The 16718-nt window shown below is 64.5% G+C and carries 15 protein-coding genes and 1 pseudogene; 10 read left to right on the top strand and 6 right to left on the bottom strand.

Annotation, left to right across the window (positions count from 1 at the left end):
- Nucleotides 1-45: 45 nt before the first annotated feature.
- The 7 genes and pseudogenes from ACUXH0_RS03765 (at nucleotide 46) to ACUXH0_RS03735 (ending at nucleotide 8889) form a co-directional block, all read left to right on the top strand.
- Nucleotides 46-606, top strand: coding sequence for a hypothetical protein (locus ACUXH0_RS03765; RefSeq protein WP_004631160.1), 561 nt, complete (start codon nucleotides 46-48; stop codon nucleotides 604-606).
- Nucleotides 606-2081 (top strand): PelD GGDEF domain-containing protein, encoded by a 1476-nt coding sequence (locus tag ACUXH0_RS03760; protein ID WP_182593756.1) that lies wholly within the window; start codon nucleotides 606-608, stop codon nucleotides 2079-2081. Before ACUXH0_RS03765 ends, ACUXH0_RS03760 begins: the two co-directional genes overlap by 1 nt.
- Nucleotides 2082-2106: 25 nt before the next feature.
- Nucleotides 2107-3093, top strand: a pseudogene (locus ACUXH0_RS03755) (tetratricopeptide repeat protein).
- On the top strand, nucleotides 3090-4703 hold the full coding sequence (gene pelF / locus ACUXH0_RS03750; protein WP_009241186.1) for a GT4 family glycosyltransferase PelF: 1614 nt from the start codon (nucleotides 3090-3092) through the stop codon (nucleotides 4701-4703). The pseudogene ACUXH0_RS03755 and the gene pelF overlap by 4 nt, the downstream one beginning before the upstream one ends.
- A complete protein-coding gene (gene pelG / locus ACUXH0_RS03745; RefSeq protein ID WP_009241185.1) occupies nucleotides 4703-6073 on the top strand; it encodes an exopolysaccharide Pel transporter PelG in 1371 nt (456 codons plus the stop codon). Before pelF ends, pelG begins: the two co-directional genes overlap by 1 nt.
- Before the next feature lie 511 nt (nucleotides 6074-6584).
- Nucleotides 6585-7853, top strand: a complete 1269-nt coding sequence (locus ACUXH0_RS03740; RefSeq protein ID WP_004631153.1) for a D-amino acid dehydrogenase — start codon at nucleotides 6585-6587, stop codon at nucleotides 7851-7853.
- Nucleotides 7854-7965: 112 nt separating this feature from the next.
- Nucleotides 7966-8889, top strand: coding sequence for a glutamate/aspartate ABC transporter substrate-binding protein (locus ACUXH0_RS03735; RefSeq protein WP_004631150.1), 924 nt, complete (start codon nucleotides 7966-7968; stop codon nucleotides 8887-8889).
- A gap of 72 nt (nucleotides 8890-8961) precedes the next feature.
- Here ACUXH0_RS03735 and ACUXH0_RS03730 read toward each other — a convergent pair whose 3' ends face one another.
- The 6 genes from ACUXH0_RS03730 to ACUXH0_RS03705 all read right to left on the bottom strand — a co-directional run bounded on the left by ACUXH0_RS03730 (nucleotide 8962) and on the right by ACUXH0_RS03705 (nucleotide 13808).
- Entirely contained in the window at nucleotides 8962-9711 is a 750-nt protein-coding gene (locus ACUXH0_RS03730) for an amino acid ABC transporter ATP-binding protein (RefSeq protein WP_004631149.1), read from the bottom strand.
- Nucleotides 9708-10400 carry an amino acid ABC transporter permease gene (locus tag ACUXH0_RS03725; RefSeq protein WP_004631147.1) on the bottom strand — a complete coding sequence of 231 codons (693 nt, stop codon included), beginning with the start codon at nucleotides 10398-10400 and terminating at the stop codon, nucleotides 9708-9710. Before ACUXH0_RS03725 ends, ACUXH0_RS03730 begins: the two co-directional genes overlap by 4 nt.
- 2 nt (nucleotides 10401-10402) lie before the next feature.
- Nucleotides 10403-11098, bottom strand: coding sequence for an amino acid ABC transporter permease (locus tag ACUXH0_RS03720; protein WP_004631145.1), 696 nt, complete (start codon nucleotides 11096-11098; stop codon nucleotides 10403-10405).
- Between the two features lie 48 nt (nucleotides 11099-11146).
- Nucleotides 11147-11992, bottom strand: coding sequence for an ABC transporter substrate-binding protein (locus ACUXH0_RS03715; protein WP_004631144.1), 846 nt, complete (start codon nucleotides 11990-11992; stop codon nucleotides 11147-11149).
- Nucleotides 11993-12348: 356 nt separating this feature from the next.
- A complete protein-coding gene (locus tag ACUXH0_RS03710) occupies nucleotides 12349-12927 on the bottom strand; it encodes a hypothetical protein (RefSeq protein ID WP_182593757.1) in 579 nt (192 codons plus the stop codon).
- Nucleotides 12928-13016: 89 nt separating this feature from the next.
- A complete protein-coding gene (locus ACUXH0_RS03705; protein ID WP_009241184.1) occupies nucleotides 13017-13808 on the bottom strand; it encodes an IclR family transcriptional regulator in 792 nt (263 codons plus the stop codon).
- A 333-nt stretch (nucleotides 13809-14141) separates the two neighbouring features.
- Between ACUXH0_RS03705 and ACUXH0_RS03700 the strand changes: the two genes are divergently transcribed.
- Genes ACUXH0_RS03700 through pcaF form a run of 3 tightly spaced genes read left to right on the top strand, consistent with a single transcriptional unit; the run spans nucleotide 14142 to nucleotide 16715 of the window.
- Nucleotides 14142-14831 carry a 3-oxoacid CoA-transferase subunit A gene (locus ACUXH0_RS03700; RefSeq protein ID WP_009277455.1) on the top strand — a complete coding sequence of 230 codons (690 nt, stop codon included), beginning with the start codon at nucleotides 14142-14144 and terminating at the stop codon, nucleotides 14829-14831.
- Nucleotides 14828-15490, top strand: a complete 663-nt coding sequence (locus ACUXH0_RS03695; protein WP_004631136.1) for a CoA transferase subunit B — start codon at nucleotides 14828-14830, stop codon at nucleotides 15488-15490. Before ACUXH0_RS03700 ends, ACUXH0_RS03695 begins: the two co-directional genes overlap by 4 nt.
- Before the next feature lie 22 nt (nucleotides 15491-15512).
- On the top strand, nucleotides 15513-16715 hold the full coding sequence (gene pcaF, locus ACUXH0_RS03690) for a 3-oxoadipyl-CoA thiolase (RefSeq protein ID WP_004631135.1): 1203 nt from the start codon (nucleotides 15513-15515) through the stop codon (nucleotides 16713-16715).
- Nucleotides 16716-16718: the final 3 nt, after the last annotated feature.

Genomic DNA, 16718 nt, shown 5'->3' with positions numbered 1-16718 from the left:
CGGGGAATGAACAGCATGAAGAACAACGCAAGCAAGGAGAACGCGATGACACCCTTGATCAACAAGATGAAGGCCGGCCGCCGGCGCTGGCTGGCGATGGCAGCGGGCGTTGGTGCGGCACTTGCGTTGTCCGCCTGCGCGGTGGTCGACAGTGGGCGAGCGCCGGCAACCAGCGCCTCGGATGCATGGGTCGTGCTGCCCATCGTCAACTACACCGAAACGCCGCAGGCCGGCCTGCGCGCAGAGACGATTGCCGCCAGCATCCTCAAGGCGCGCGGCTTCTCCAACCTGAAGCAGTATCCGGCCAACCTGAACAGCGAATCGCTGTTCGAGCCCGCCGAGCGCGAAGCCGTGTCGCGTGCGCTGGATTGGGCGCGCGGCGAGAAGGCCCGCTACGCGCTGACCGGCGCCGTGGATGAATGGCGCTACAAGGTGGGCGTGGATGGCGAGCCTGCCGTCGGCATCACGCTGCAGGTAATTGATGTGCAGACCGGCAATGTGATCTGGAGCGCGGCCGGCAGCCGCACCGGCTGGAGCCGCGATGCCGTGTCGGCAGTGGCGCAGAAGCTGCTGCGCGAACTGCTCTCGCCGCTGGGCCGGGGCTGATGAAGACCGAGTCGACAGGTTCCGCCCAATCGGCCGGCCGCGCCGCCGCCGATGCGCGCGCCCAGGGTGGGCGAACCGAGCGCCGGCGCAACGCGCAAGGCATTGGCGCGTCGACCGGGTATGGGCGCCTGATTGCGCCCGCCGTGTCCAGCCCGAGCGCTGCGCTCGAAACGCTGGGCGCGGTGGTGGCGGCTATCGGCATCGTCTGGCTGTTCGCGCCGGACAATCCGCTGCTGCTCGGTTACGGTTTTCCGTGGATCTGGCTGGTGCCGCTCATCCTGGCGCTGCGCTACGGCACGCTGCTCGGCGCGCTGGCCGCGCTGGTGGTGTTGGGCGCCTGGGCCGTGTTTTACGGACAGACGGCCGGCGCCGGCAGCTTCCCGCGCATGTACTTCCTGGGCGGCCTGATGCTGGTGTTGATTGGCGGGCAGTACGGCGACATATGGGGCGCGCGGTTGTCGCGTGCCCGCACCGTCAATGGTTATCTGAACGACCGGCTGGCAGCGCTCACCAAGAACCACTTCCTGCTGCGCCTCTCGCACGAGCGCCTGGAGAACGATCTGCTGGCCAAGCCGACCACGCTGCGCGACACGCTCACGCAGCTGCGCAATATTGCGCTGGCTGCGCGCGAGCACGGCACAGCCGAGAACGCGCCTGACGTGGCGCAACTGCCTGGCGCCGAGCCGTTCCTGCAATGGACGGCGCAGGCCTGCCAGCTGGAAGTGGCGGCCATGGTGCGCGTGACGGGCAACCGCATCGACACCGAACCGGTGGCCCGCGTCGGCACGCCGTTCGACATCGTTGCCGATGATCCGTTGATCCGCCATTGCATCGACACCCACACGCTCGGTCACCCGCAGGCGCCCGAGCTGCGGAATGTGAACAACCCCGAAGAGAGCTCGCGCTACGTGGCGTGCGCGCCCGTGCTGTCGGGTGCGGACGAGCTGATCGGCCTGGTCGTCGTGCACCAGATGCCGTTCCTCTCGCTGTCGTACGAGAACCTGCAGTTCCTGCTGGTGCTGCTTGGCTACTACGCCGACGGCGTGCGCCATCTCACCGTCAGCTCCGAGATTCTGGATCTCGTGCCCGACGCGCCGTACGAGTTTGCGCTCGACCTCGGCCGGCTGGCGCGCCTGCATCGCGATACCGGCATCGATTCGTCGGTGGTGGCGCTCATCTTTGACCAGGAAGAGGCCAGCGATGCGCTGTTCGAGAGCGTGGTGCGCAGCCGCCGCGCGCTGGACGTCGTCTGGCAGGCGAGCGGCAAGGGCCGCCGCGCCATCATCACGCTGATGCCGCTGTCGGGCGCGGGTGCCGTGTCGGCCTATCTGGTGCGCATTGAAGACAGCCTGCGTGCGCAGTTCGGCGTCGATTTCGAGGGCGGGCACATCAGCGTGCAGACGTTGCATGTGACCGGCGAGCATCCGGGCGAAGCGCTGCAGCGCTTCCTCTCGCGCTGCCATCTCGATGCATAGGGGCGCATAGGCATGCGGATCGACCATGTTTAAGCTCACGCTCGGCGGCATCTCGGCCCAGATTGCGGCAGTGGCGATGGCGCTGCATGCCGGCAACAGCCTTGCGCTGCTGCTGTCGTGCCTGATGCTGCAGGGCACTGCCGCGGCGCTGATCGGGCTGGCTGCGTGGCGCTTGCTGCCGCGCCGTTATCGCGTGCCGTTCGTGTGGACGTATGGCTACCTGACGGCGCTGTGTTTTTTCGTACCGGTGGCCGGTGGCCTGTTGGTGCTCGGCAGCCTGCTGCTCGGCAAGCTCTTCCCCAAGCCCGAAGACGACTAGGACATCGCCGAGATCGGCCTGCCGGTGTTCGTGGCGCATTTGATCTCGCGCGTGACGCACGGGGGCGGGGCGCGGCTGCGTGCGCAGCTCAGCAACGAGCGTGCGCCGGTGCAAAGCCGCATGACCGCGCTGGTGGCCATGCAGTCGATGCCCACGCGCACCGCCAGCCCTGTGCTGCGCGACCTGCTGGCCGACCCCGTGGACGATATCCGCCTGCTGGCCTACGGCATGCTCGACAACGCCGAGAAGGAGCTCACGCAGAAGATCCTGGCCGAGCTGCCGCGCCTGGAAGACGCCACCACGCCCGAAGCGCGCTACGAGATCAACAAGCGCCTGGCCGACCTTTACTGGGAGCTGATCTACCAGAACCTGGTGCAGGGCGACGTGTACCGCTACACCGCTGAGCAGGTCGAACGCTATGCCAGCGCCGCGCTCGACATCCAGCCTGACAACGCCGCGCTGTGGTACATGCGTGGCCGGCTTGCCCTGTCGCGCCGCGAGCCCGATGTGGCGGAGTCTCACCTGCGCCGCGCCGAATCGCTTGGCTTCCCGCGTGACCGCCTGCTGCCGCCGCTGGCCGAAGCCTGCTACCTGCGCCGCGACTATGCCGGCGCGCGCGCCGCGCTGGCGCAGTTCTCCAGCCGGTCTCCGCTGCCGTTGCTGCGCCCGCTGCTGCGCTACTGGACATCATGAGCAACGACCAATTTCCTCGCGCCCAGTCGGCCGACGTCGCGCTGCTGCTCGAAGGGACGTTTCCCTACGTGAGCGGCGGGGTGTCGAGCTGGGTCAACCAGATGATCCGGGCGTTTCCGGATATCCGCTTTGCCGTCGTCTTCATCGGCAGCCGCCGGGAGGATTACGGCAAGCCCGTCTACGCCATTCCCGACAACGTGGTGCACCTGGAGTGCCACTACCTGTACGACTTTCCACCGCCGCCGCTGGTGCAGGCCAGTGGTGGCGATGCCGCCGCGTTCGAGCGCTCGCGCAAGCTGCACGACGCGCTGCGCAATCCGGCCAACAAGGAAGAGACGGCCGACTTGATCCGCGCCTCGATCGCCGACCTGCGCGACGATGGCCCGCTGGCCGAGGAACAGTTCCTCTACAGCCACCGCGCGTGGGACATGATGACGGACTACTATCGGCGTTACTGCACCGACCCGTCGTTCACCGACTATTTCTGGACCGTGCGCATCATGCACAAGCCGCTGTGGCAGCTCGTGCGCACTGCTGAAAACCTTATCCCGGTGAAGGTGTTCCACACCATCTCGACCGGCTATGCGGGGTTCCTGGGCGCGCTCCTGCGCTACAAGCGCGGGCGGCCGCTGCTGGTATCGGAACACGGCATCTACACCAAGGAACGCAAGATCGACCTGTTCCAGAGCCAGTGGATCCGTGACAACCGCAGCATCTTCGAAAAGGACATCGCACAGATCAGCTATTTCCGCGACCTGTGGGTGCGCTTTTTTGAAACCATGGGCCGTGTCTGTTATGACGCGGCCGAAGACATCGTTGCGCTGTATGAAGGCAACCGGCAGCGGCAGGTCATTGACGGCGCGCCGGCCGAGAAGACGCGCAGCATTCCCAACGGCATCAACCTGCCGCGCCTGGCCGCGCTGCGTGAGAAGCGGCCGGCCAGCGTGCCGCGCGTGATGTGCCTGATCGGCCGTGTGGTGCCTATCAAGGACGTGAAGACGTTCATCCGCGCGATGCTGACCATCACGCGCGAGATGCCCGATGCAGAAGGCTGGATTGCCGGCCCGGAAGATGAAGATCCGGAATACGCGCAGGAATGCCACAGCCTGGCCGAGAGCCTGGGCCTGGGCGACCGCATCAAGTTCCTGGGCTTTCAGAAGATCGACGACATCCTGCCGAAGGTGGGCGTGCTGGTGCTGAGTTCCATCAGCGAGGCGCTGCCGCTGGTGGTGCTGGAAGGGTTTGCCGCGGGCGTGCCGTCCGTCACCACGGATGTGGGTTCGTGCCGGCAGCTCCTGTTCGGCCTGGAGGGCGAAGACGCGGCACTGGGCGCGGCCGGCGCGGTCGTGCGCATTGCCGACCCCGCCGCCCTGGCCGCCGAAGTGCTGACGCTGCTGCGCGATGAAACGCGCTGGCATGCGGCGCAGGCAGCCGGCATCGCCCGCGTCGAGCGCTACTACACGCAAGAGATGATGGTCGGCAGCTACCGCGAGCTGTACACGCGTCTACAGACCTTGCCCGACCTGAGTACGGAGCACGGTGCCAAGGCTGCTGCCGCAGCCTGCCCGCACCACGCCCAGCAGAACAAGCCGCATGAGGGAGCCCGCTGATGGCCGGCATTGGTTTTGAGCTGCGCAAGATGCTCAAGCGCGACAGCCTGCTCGGGCTGCTGCGTGCCTACACCTACGCCGGCATCATCAGTTCCGGGCCGTGGATTCTCTCCATCGTCGGGATTCTGCTGATCGGTATCCTGAGCCTGCCGTTCGTCGTTCCCGGCTCGCTCATCACGCAGTTCCAGGTGTCGGTCACGTACCTGATTGCGGTCAGCCTGATCCTGACCGGGCCGCTGCAGCTTGCCTTCACGCGCTTTACGTCCGACCGTCTGTTCGAGAAGCGCGACGACCTGATCCTGCCCAACTACCACGCCGTGTCGCTTGTCATGACGCTGGTCGCGGGTGGGCTGGGGCTGCTCGTCATCGTGTTTGCGTTTCCGCAGCAGTCGGCCATCTACCGGCTGCTGATGCTGGCCGGTTTCGTGGTCATGGCCAACATCTGGATCGCGGTGATCTTCCTGTCGGGCATGAAGCAGTACAAGGCGATCGTTTGGATCTTTCTGGTCGGCTACACGCTCACCGTGCTGCTGGCACTGCTGTTCAACCGGCTCGGGCTGGAGGGGCTGCTGCTGGGGTTCGTGACGGGGCAGCTGTTCCTGCTGATCGGCATGGCCGCGCTCATCTACCGCAACTTCAGCGGGCGGCGCTTCCTGTCGTTCGAGGTGTTCGACAAGCGGTTCGCGTATCCGTCGCTCATGTTGATCGGGCTGCTGTACAACCTCGGCATCTGGCTCGACAAGTTCATGTTCTGGTATGCGCCGGGCACGGGGCAGCAGGTGATCGGCCCGCTGAATGCCTCGGTCATCTATGACATTCCGGTGTTCCTGGCGTACCTCGGCATCATCCCCGGCATGGCCGTCTTCCTGGTGCGCATCGAGACGGATTTTGTCGAGTACTACGACGCGTTCTATAACGCGGTGCGGGGCGGTGCATCGCTCGAGCACATCGAAGACATGCGCAACACGATGGTGCAGACCATTCGCGCGGGCCTGTACGAGATCGTGAAGATCCAGGCCATGGCCGCGCTGGTGCTGTTTGCCGTGGGCGCTGCGGTGCTGCGGGCGCTGCAGATTTCCGAGCTGTACTTGCCGCTGCTGTATGTCGACACCATTGCCGCGAGCTTGCAGGTGGTGTTCCTGGGCGTGGTGAACATCTTCTTCTACCTCGACCGGCGCCGCGTGGTGCTGGCACTGACGGCGGCGTTTGTGGCCCTCAACGGCGTGCTGACCTGGATTACGTTGCAGCTCGGCCCGGCCTGGTATGGATACGGATTTGCCGTGTCGCTGCTGCTGGTGGTAATGGCCAGCCTGGTGATTCTCGATCGGAAGCTGGATCGGCTGGAGTACGAGACATTCATGTTGCAGTAAGGCTGGCCGATAGCCTCAGTCGCCGTTCGGAACCACGCCAGCGACGCATCAACCCCCGTTCATGACCCTTCAAGCCTCGCGCACCGCGCTCCAAGCGCCAGCCGTGAGGCTTTTTGCTTGGCGACTGCTGCTTTTTGCGGCAACACCATGACGCTTTTTGCCCAGTCATCGGGGCTTGGAGGCCGGCGCCCGGGGTTTCCTGCTCCACGGGTGAGGGTTCAAGCTCGGCACTCGGCGCTTTTTGCTCGAAGATTTCTAGCTCCGATCTCGACGGTCGGAGCTCTAAGCTCGCCGTCCCGAGCTTTTTACCCGACGGTTGGAGCTCTGAGCTGACTTTCTTTGGCAAGACAAAGAAAGTGAGTCAGCCCCGGCAGGGGATGAAACAGGGGATGGACCACCCAGTCCAAAAAAGCCCATAGCTCCACAACATCCCTCCCAACAACTCCGCATTTGCCCAACCCCCGCCGGGCTCCTTAAGCTGCAACGACATTCCAAAATACGCAGCTTCTTCATGCAAATCGCAGTAGTCGGCGCCGGCATCATCGGCATCAGCACGGCCCATGCGCTGGCTCAGGAAGGCCATCAGGTCACCCTGGTCGAGCGCCATCCGGGCCCGGGCGAGGGCACCAGTTATGCCAACGGCGGCCAGTTGAGCTACAGCTATGTGGCGCCGCTGGCCGGCCCCGGCGTGCTTTCGCATGTGCCGGGCTGGCTGTTGCGTCGCGATTCGCCGCTGCGGCTGAAGCCATCGCTGGACCCGGCGTTGCTGCGCTGGGGGCTGCGCTTCATCGCGGCCTGCAATCGTGACCGTGCCGACCGCACCACGCGCGAGCTGCTTGCGCTGTCGTTCTACAGCCGCGCACGCATGGAAGCGTTGCGGGAGGCGTCGCCGGATCTGGCGTTCAGCTTTGCGCGCCGCGGCAAGCTGGTGGTGCATCGCGAGGCTGCGGCGTTTGAATCGGCCCGCGCGCAGGTCGGCTATCAGGCGACGCTCGGCTGCGAGCAGCATGCATTGTCCGCCGACGAAACGGTGGCCCACGAGCCCGCGCTTGCCGGCGCGCGTGACCAGATCGTGGGCGCCATCTACACGCCCGACGAAGACGTGGCCGATTGTCACCAACTCTGCGTCGGCCTGTTCAACCGGTTGCGCGCGATGCCAAACGTGACGCTGCGTTTCAATACCGGCGTAGATGCGTTGTGGACCGAAGGCCGCCGCGTGCGCGGTCTCCATCTGGCAGATGGCGAGCAGGTTGCCGCCGATGCGGTGGTGATGGCAGCGGGCGTGACGAGCGCCAGGCTGCTCAGCCCATTGCGCATCGACCCGGGGCTGTATCCGCTCAAGGGTTACAGCATCAGCCTGCCGCTGGAGGAGGGCGATGTTGCCCCGTTGATCAGCGTGACGGATGCGGCGCGCAAGATCGTCTATGCCCGCATTGGGCAGACGCTGCGTGTGGCGGGCATGGCGGATCTGGTGGGCTGGTCAACGGCGCTGGATACGCGCCGCGCCCAGACGTTGTATGACGAAACCCGCGCGCTGTTTCCGGGCGCCATGCGCGCCAATGACGCGGGTGCCGATGCGGCGCCGTGGGCTGGCATGCGGCCTGCAACGCCAACGGGCGTGCCCGTGGTGGGGGCGTCGCCGGTGCAAGGGTTGTGGCTGAACGTGGGCCATGGTGCGCTGGGCTTTACGCTAGCGCTGGGCAGTGCGGGCTTGCTGGCCGATCTGATTGCCGGCCGCAAGCCCGCGATTTCCCCAGTGCCCTATGCGCTGGCCGCGTGACACAAGAACGAGAATCAAGAGACCGAGCGCGCAGGTCCGATGATGGGTATCCGGCCCGCGCCGATTGGTAACCAAAGTAGTCTGGAGCGAACACACCCATAGGAGGGGAAGCATGAAGACCTTGCATTCGACCAAACGTATTCTGTGTGGCCTGACGCTGGCTGCGGCCGGTGCGCTGGCAATGCTGTCGACGGGCGCGCAGGCGGAGTCGAACGACACGCTGGCCAAGATCAAGCAATCGGGCGTGATCTCGGTGGGCTATCGCGAGTCGTCGATTCCGTTCTCGTACCAGGCTGACGCGAACACCATCACCGGCTATTCGCAAGAGATCTCCAACATGATCGTCGCCGGCGTGGAAAAGGCGGTGGGCAAGAAGCTGCAGGTCAAGCTCACGCCGATCACGTCGCAGAACCGCATCTCGCTGCTGCAGAACGGCACGATCGACTTCGAATGCGGCTCGACCACCAACAACCTCGAGCGTCAGAAACAGGTCGCGTTCTCGAACAACATCTTCATTTACGGCATGCTGATGCTGGTGAAGAAGGACTCGGGCATCAAGGACTTTCCCGACCTGAAGGGCAAGACCGTGGTGACCACCGCCGGCACCACCGAAGACCGCATCCTGCAGAAGATGAACGGCGAAGCCAAGGACGCCGACAAGATGAATCTGATCCTCGCCAAGGATCACGGCCAGGCGTTCCTGACGCTGGAATCGGGCCGCGCCGTGGCGTTCGTGATGGACGAACCGCTGCTGTACGGCGAGCGCACCAAGGCCAAGAACCAGGCCGACTGGGTGGTCACCGGCACGCCGCTGCAGACCGAAACCTACGCCTGCATGATGCGCAAGGACGATCCGGCGTTCAAGAAAGTGGCCGACGACGTGATTGCCGATCTGATGAAATCGGGCAAGGCGAACGACTTGTACAAGAAGTGGTTCCTGTCGCCGATTCCGCCGAAGGGCCTGAACCTGAACTACCCGATGACGGCCGGCATGAAGGACTTGTACGCGCACCCGAACGACAAGGCCATTCAGTAAGCCGCGTCGCCGCGCATCAAAAAACAAACGGGGGACTGAATCCCCCGTTTTTTTTGCCTGCTGCCTGAAGGTTCAGGCGGGTTCGCTCCACGGCGAGCGGATGTCGGCCAGGAAGCGCTGCGCACGCGGGTGCTGCGGGCGCTGGAAGAAATCTTCGGGCGTGGCGCGTTCCAGCACCTGTCCCTGGTCCATGAACAGGACGCGGTCGGCCACCTCGCGGGCGAAACCCATTTCGTGCGTGACGCACACCATGGTCATGCCGTCACGGGCGAGGTCCTTCATGACCAGCAGCACCTCGTTCACCATCTCCGGGTCCAGCGCGGAGGTCGGCTCGTCGAACAGCATCACGGGCGGCTTCATGGCCAGGGCGCGCGCGATGGCCACGCGCTGCTGCTGCCCGCCCGACAGCTCGCCAGGGTAGGCGCCAGCCTTGTGCGGCAGGCCCACGCGTTCGAGCAGGCTCATCGCAAAGTCCTTCGCTTCCTGCGGCAGCATGCGCTTGAGCTGCACCGGCGCCAGCGTGCAGTTCTGCAGGACGGTCAGGTGCGGGAACAGGTTGAACTGCTGGAAGACGAAGCCGATGCCGCTGCGCAGTACGTTGACGTCCACGCCCGGCGCATGCACCTCGTGTCCGTTCACAACGATGCGGCCTTTCTGAATGGCTTCGAGCCGGTTCAGCGTGCGGATGAGCGTTGACTTGCCCGAGCCCGACGGCCCGCACACCACCACCACTTCGCCCTTGGCAACGGTTTCGTTGATGTCGACCAGCGCGTGGTAATCGCCGTACCACTTGTCGACGTGTTCGATCGTGATCATGTTCATGGTTTGGACGGGGCACGCGCGGCAAGGCGGCGCTCCAGGTAAAACGCCACGCGCGTCAGGCTGAAGCACATGATGAAGTAGCTGATGCCGAGCAGGCCGTACACCTCGGCAGACTTGACCATCACGGCGGTGCTGATCTGCCCGGCCACGAACGACACCTCGGGCAGGCTGATGATGTAACCCAGCGAGGTTTCCTTGATGGTCGACACGAGCTGATTGACCAGCGAAGGCAGCATGTTGCGCAGCGCCTGCGGCAGGATCACGCGGCGCATCGCCTGCATGTACGACAGGCCGAGCGAGCGGGCACTTTCCATCTGCCCGCGCGGTAACCCCTGGATGCCCGCACGCACGATCTCCGCCAGATACGCGCCGTCGAAAATCACCAGCGCGGTCAACATGGTGCTGAACTGGTCCGTGCGCTGGCCAGTAACGGAGGGCAGCAGGAAATACGCCCAGAAGATCACCATCAGCAGCGGCGTACCGCGGACCACGTAGACGAGCGCCGTGGCCGGCCAGCGCAGCGCGGCAATCGGGCTGACGCGGCACAGGCCAAGGATGATGCCCGCCGGCAGCGCGAGCACAAGGCCGGCGGACGCCAGCAGGAATGTCAGCGCCAGACCGCCCAGCGGCCCATTCGGGTACTGGCCGATCAGGTAATAGATACCGTAGGTTTGGATGAGATCGAGCATGGCTACAGCGTTCGGACAGGGTAGCGATGCTGATACCAGGCGGAGAACACCGTGATCGCGATCGAGATGGTCAGATAGGCCGCGGTGGCAAACGCAAACGCCTCAAAGCCGCGAAAGGTGGCGGACTCGACCTGCTGCGCCTGGTACATCAATTCGGCCACGCCGATCACCATGGCGATGCTGGAGTTCTTCCACAGGTTCAACGTTTGGCTGACCAGCGGCGGGACGGTCACGCGCAGCGATTGCGGCAGCACCACCAGCCGCATGGCCTGCAGGAACGAGAGCCCGAGCGCGCGGCTGGCCTCAAGCTGTTCCTTCGGAATCGAGCGGATGCCGCTGCGGATGTCTTCCGCCATGTAAGCGGCCGTGTAGAGCACGAGCGCAATGACGGCGCTCGCGGCCTCGTAGTTCATGCTGTAGAGCCAGTCCCGGATGAACTCCGGCAGGATCTGCGGCGCGCCGAAATACCAGAACAGCATGTGGGCAAGCAGCGGCACGTTGCGGATGGCTTCGACATAGGTCTGGCCGATGCTGCGCAGCAGCGCGACCGGCGCCAGGCGCAGCAGCGCGACCGTGATGGCAAGCGGCAGCGCCAACACGAAGGCCAGTACGGAGAGCTTGATCGACAGGAAGAAACCGCTGACGAGCCACTGGTGATACTGCCCCGAGAGCAGCATCGACAAATCAAAATGGGGCATGGAGATTCACCGCCCAGAACGGTGTCTGGGCGGCCCGACCTTTAACGATTAATCGATCTTGTCGGTAGAAATCTTGAAGGTGCGCTGCGGGAAGGCCATCTTGGTGTTCGGGCCAAACCACTTGTCGAACAGCTTTTGCGCCTCGCCGCTCTTTTCCATGCCGAGCAGCACGTCATCAACCTGCTTCTTGAAGGCCGGCTCACCCTTGCGGATGCCCAGCGCCAGGTGTTCGGTCGACAGGTTTTGCGGCAGCAGCGCGTAATCCTTGGCTGCCGGGCCCATCTTGGCCATGTTGCCGATCAGGGTGGTTTCGTCGTTCACGTACGCGACGCCCTTGCCTTGCTGCAGGGCCAGCAGTGCCTGCGGGCTGTTGTCGAACGAGACAACGTCGGCGTTCTTGATGGTCTTGGCAATGTTGGCTTCCATGGTCGAACCCTTGACCGTCAGGAGCTTCTTGCCATCAAGCTGGGCGAGCGACGTGATGCCGCTGCTCTTCTTCACCATGGCTTTCTGGCCGGTGATGAACGTCGACACCGAGAAGTCGATCTGCGCCTCGCGCTCCTTGTTGTGCGTGAGCGAGGCGGCCAGCAGGTCCACGCGGCCTTGCTGCAGTTCGGGCAGGCGCGCCGCCACGGCCAGTTGCTTGAGCACGGGCTTGACGCCCAGGCTCTTGGCGATGGCGTCGCACATGTCGACGTCATAGCCGACGATCTCGCGGCTCATCGGGTCCTTCAGGAAGCTGAACGGCTCGTCGGTGCCGAGCACGCCGCAGACAAGTTCGCCCTTCTTCTTGATGTCGGAAACTTGATCAGCGTGCGCGGTGGTGGCGGCCAGGGTTGCTGCGGCCAGGATGGCGGCCCCTGCAAATTGCGTCAGACGTCGGCTTGTTTTCATCGGATTTCCTCCTTGACGACTTGGGTGGTGAACAGTGTGCGAATCGGAATCGCCCGCGAGCATACCGGCGTATGCGCCGTTTGCATGCGCGGACTTCGGATAACCATATGACGCCGAGCGAAACGCCCAACTATAGTCCATGCCGACGCGGCACAGATGGCGGATAACAAGCAGGGCGGGAGTGCGGTGCACAGGCGGGATGTTGGGGTTGCCGGGTTGCGCGCGTGCAGCCCGGTTAGGCTGGCGCAGCAAGGCAGGAGCCCGGCAGACGTTGCGTGAAATGAGACTTCGTCTGTCATTAATGACATGGCAGCCGACTGCACTCCATCAGGGGATTCCCGGGGCAGAACGTGGGCTTAGAGCGCGCCGCAGATCGATTCGTTGATCGGCACGTCGCCCACGGTCTCGTGGTCGTTGCCGCGATAGCGGTAGACCAGGCTCAGGCCGAGGCGCGTGAGGATGCGCACGTCGCCGTTGTTGCAGATGTTCTTCTGCAGGATCGGAACGAAATTCAGCCGAAAGCCCTGCGATGCGGCCGAGTGCGCCGCGTAGTTGGTCAGCGTGATGACGAAGACGAGGTTCTTCTTCTGCGCCAGCGAGCATTGCGCCAGCGCGGTCTCTCGGTCGAGCGGGACGGGGGTGAAGCGGTTGATCTCGGCGCAGGCCTGGGCGAGGGCGCGGTCTGCATTGCGGGCAGGGCCCGTGAGGGCCGGTACGCCGGCAGCGGCCGTGCTGCGACCCGTCGCGGCGCCCACCAGCATGCGGGCCAGTGGCGTCAGTTCCTGCATGGCTGTCGCCAGCGGCGTCGATTGGGCCCATGCAAGGCTGAACAGCAACGGCAGGGCAAGCGCCAGGACGCAAGAAGCACGCGCCCGGCGATGGCGGCCTTTCACATCCAGACCGGTGTGAATGGCGGTGTGTTGAGTCACAGACATCCTCTTTGCCCACGGAGCCACAATTTTATTGAAAAAACTGTCGGGATGCGAGGCGCGCAGCGCACTGACGCTGGCTCTTTTAACTCAGCTCAGGTCCGTACGCGCACCATGGCCGAAATGCGCTCGGCAGCCTGCTGCAGCGGACCGAGAAACTGCTTCGTCATCTGTTTGCCGGAAGTTCGGTTGGCCTGGCCGCTGATGTTCATGGCAGCGATGACGTCGCCCGCCCGATTGCGGATCGGTGCCGACAGCGAAATCAGCCCTTCCTCAAGCTCCTGGTCGACCAGCGCCCAACCCTGTTGGCGCACGCCGGCAATGACTTCTTTCAATGCGTCGACGTCTGTAATGGTGCGCTGCGTGCGTGCGCGGCGGTCCGACTCGCGCAGCGCAATGTCCAGCCGATCCTCGGGCAGACCCGACAGCAGCACGCGGCCCATCGACGTGCAGAACGCCGGCAGGCGGCTGCCGACCGACAGGTTCAGCGCGATGATCTTCTGCGTGGGCACACGCAGGACGTAGACGATTTCCGTCCCATCCAGTACCGAGGCAGAGCAACTTTCGTGCACCGTCTGGACGAGCTCTTCCATCACCGGCTCGGCGAGGTTCCAGAACGGCATCGAGGTGAGGTAGGCGAACCCGAGGTCGAGGATCTTGGGCGTGAGGCGGAAGAGGCGGCCTTCAAAGGTGACATAGCCCAGGCTGACCAGCGTGAGAAGGATGCGGCGGGCGCCGGCGCGGGTCAGGCCCGTCGCCTCGGCCACTTCAGAAAGCGTTTGCTCCCGGCGCTCGGCATTGAACGCGCGGATGACCGACAGCCCTCGTGCAAAGGACTGGACGTAGGAATCGCTGGGTTTTTCGGTGGGCAGTTCGGCAGCAGACATGCAAAGAAGGCAAAGAAGGCAAAAGCGGTGCAGTGGCCTCAAGACTACTGACATTGCCTCGATTTCGCCACTCGAACAGTTGATCGGGATGCGTACGCCTTGACACGCTCTGGACGGGAGGCGTAGATTAGTTCTCGGATCGAACGTAGGTTCGTATAGCGAACAAATGAGCGAAAGCAAACGTGGGCCGGACAGCAAAGGCCTGTGTCGATCCAATCCTCAACAGGAGACTCGCAGGCCGCTCGGTTGCGGCTCGGCCATGTCCGGCCCCTCGCGATGCTCCGACCCGCGCCAGCCATCGAGAATGTGCGGCGCCCTTGCCGGAGAATGCACGTGATCAACAAGCTTTGTCCGTCTGTGGAGGCCGCCCTGGCCGATATCCCGGACGGTGCCACCATCATGATCGGCGGGTTCGGTACCGCCGGCATGCCCTCGGAACTCATCGACGGGCTGATCGCGCATGGCGCGCGTGAGCTGACCATCATCAATAACAACGCCGGCAATGGCGAGACGGGCCTGGCCGCACTGCTCAAGGCGCGCCGCGTACGCAAGATCGTCTGCTCGTTCCCGCGCCAGGCCGATTCGTATGTGTTCGATGCGCTCTACCGTGCCGGCGAGATCGAACTGGAACTGGTGCCGCAAGGCAACCTGGCCGAGCGCATCCGCGCCGCAGGTGCCGGCATTGGCGGTTTTTTCTGCCCGACCGCCTACGGTACGCAATTGGCCGAAGGCAAGGAAACGCGCATCATCGACGGCAAGCCCTACGTGTTCGAGCTGCCGCTGACTGCCGACTACGCTCTCATCAAGGCCCTGCGCGCTGATCGCTGGGGCAACCTCGTCTATCGCAAGACCGCGCGCAACTTCGGGCCGGTGATGGCGATGGCGGCCAAGTGCACCATCGCGCAAGTCAGCGAGACGGTGGAGCTAGGCGAGCTGGACCCAGAGCACATCGTCACGCCGGGCATTTTTGTGAAGCGCGTCGTCCAGCTCGCCGCCGCCCAACCCGCCAAGGAGGCCGCATGAGCGCCGAAACTACCGCCAAGATCCAGCGCTGGACGCGCGATCAGATCGCTACGCGTGTGGCGCGCGATATTCCCGATGGTTCGGTCGTCAACCTGGGCATCGGCCTGCCGACGCTGGTGGCGAACCAACTGCCGGCCGATCGCGAAATCATTCTGCACACCGAGAACGGCCTGCTCGGCATGGGTCCCGCGCCTGCGCCCGGGCAAGAAGACGAGGACCTCATCAACGCTGGCAAGCAGCCGGTCACCATCAAGCCTGGTGCATCGTTCTTCCATCATGCTGATTCGTTTGCCATGATGCGGGGTGGCCATCTCGACTATTGCGTGCTCGGTGCCTTCCAGGTGTCGGCCACGGGCGATCTGGCCAACTGGCACACCGGTGCCCCGGACGCGATTCCTGCCGTGGGCGGCGCGATGGATCTGGCCATCGGTGCCAAGCGCGTCTTCGTCATGATGGAGCACCAGACCAAGCAGGGCGAAAGCAAGATCGTGCCGTCGTGCACGTACCCGCTGACGGGCATTGGATGTGTCGATACCATCTACACCGACCTCGCTGTGATCGACATCACGCCCGAGGGGCTGGTGGTGCGCGAGATGGCCGACGGCCTCGATTTCGATACGCTGCAGACGATGACGGCGGCGCCGTTGCGTCGTGCCTAGAATTAGTGGAGACAGAACAATCATGACCGAAGCCTTTATCTGCGACGCCATCCGGACGCCCATCGGCCGCTACGGCGGCAGCCTGTCCGCCGTGCGCGCCGATGACCTCGGCGCGGTGCCGCTCAAGGCGCTGATGGCGCGCAACCCGCAGGTCGACTGGTCGGCCATCGACGACGTGATCTTCGGCTGCGCCAACCAGGCGGGCGAAGACAACCGCAACGTGGCGCGCATGTCGTCGTTGCTGGCTGGCTTGCCCGATAGCGTGCCGGGCTCGACCATCAACCGCTTGTGCGGCTCGGGCATGGACGCCACCGGCACCGCGGCGCGCGCTATTCGCTCAGGTGAAACCGCGCTGATGATCGCCGGGGGCGTGGAGAGTATGAGCCGCGCGCCGTTCGTGATGGGCAAGGCTGCCAGCGCCTTCTCGCGCGACGCTGCCATCTACGACACCACCATCGGCTGGCGCTTCATCAACCCGCTGATGAAGGCGCAATACGGTGTCGACTCGATGCCCGAAACCGCCGAGAACGTCGCCACCGACTACAAGGTCAACCGAGAAGATCAGGACCGCTTCGCGCTGCGCAGCCAGGCCAGCGCCGCGCGAGCCCAGGAAGACGGCACGCTCGCGCAGGAAATCACGCCGGTGACGATCCCGCAGAGGAAGGGCGACGCTATCGTGGTGGACCGCGATGAGCATCCGCGTGCGACCAGCATGGAAGCGCTCGCCAAGCTCAAGGGCGTAGTGCGCCCGGACGGCACCGTTACGGCCGGCAATGCTTCGGGCGTGAACGATGGCGCGTGCGCGCTGCTCCTCGCCAATGAAGCGTCCGCCAAGCGCTTTGGCCTGACCCCGCGTGCGCGCATTGTCGGCATGGCCACCGCAGGCGTGCCGCCGCGCGTGATGGGCATTGGCCCGGCACCGGCGTCGCAGAAGCTGCTCAAGCAGCTCGGCTTGAGCATCGATCAGATGGATGTGATCGAGCTGAACGAGGCATTTGCCGCGCAGGGTCTAGCGGTGACGCGTCAACTGGGCCTGCGTGATGACGACCCGCGCGTCAACCCGAACGGCGGCGCCATCGCACTTGGCCACCCGCTCGGCATGAGCGGTGCGCGCCTGGTTACGACGGCGATGTATCAGTTGCAACGCACGGGCGGACGTTATGCGCTGTGCACGATGTGCATCGGCGTTGGCCAGGGCATTGCGCTGGTGATCGAACGCGTTTGACAC

It is taken from the genome of Ralstonia sp. 110700041-2 (assembly GCF_056280165.1).
Note: the sequence above shows the minus strand (reverse complement) of the source record. Positions and strands in the feature narration are given on the sequence as shown.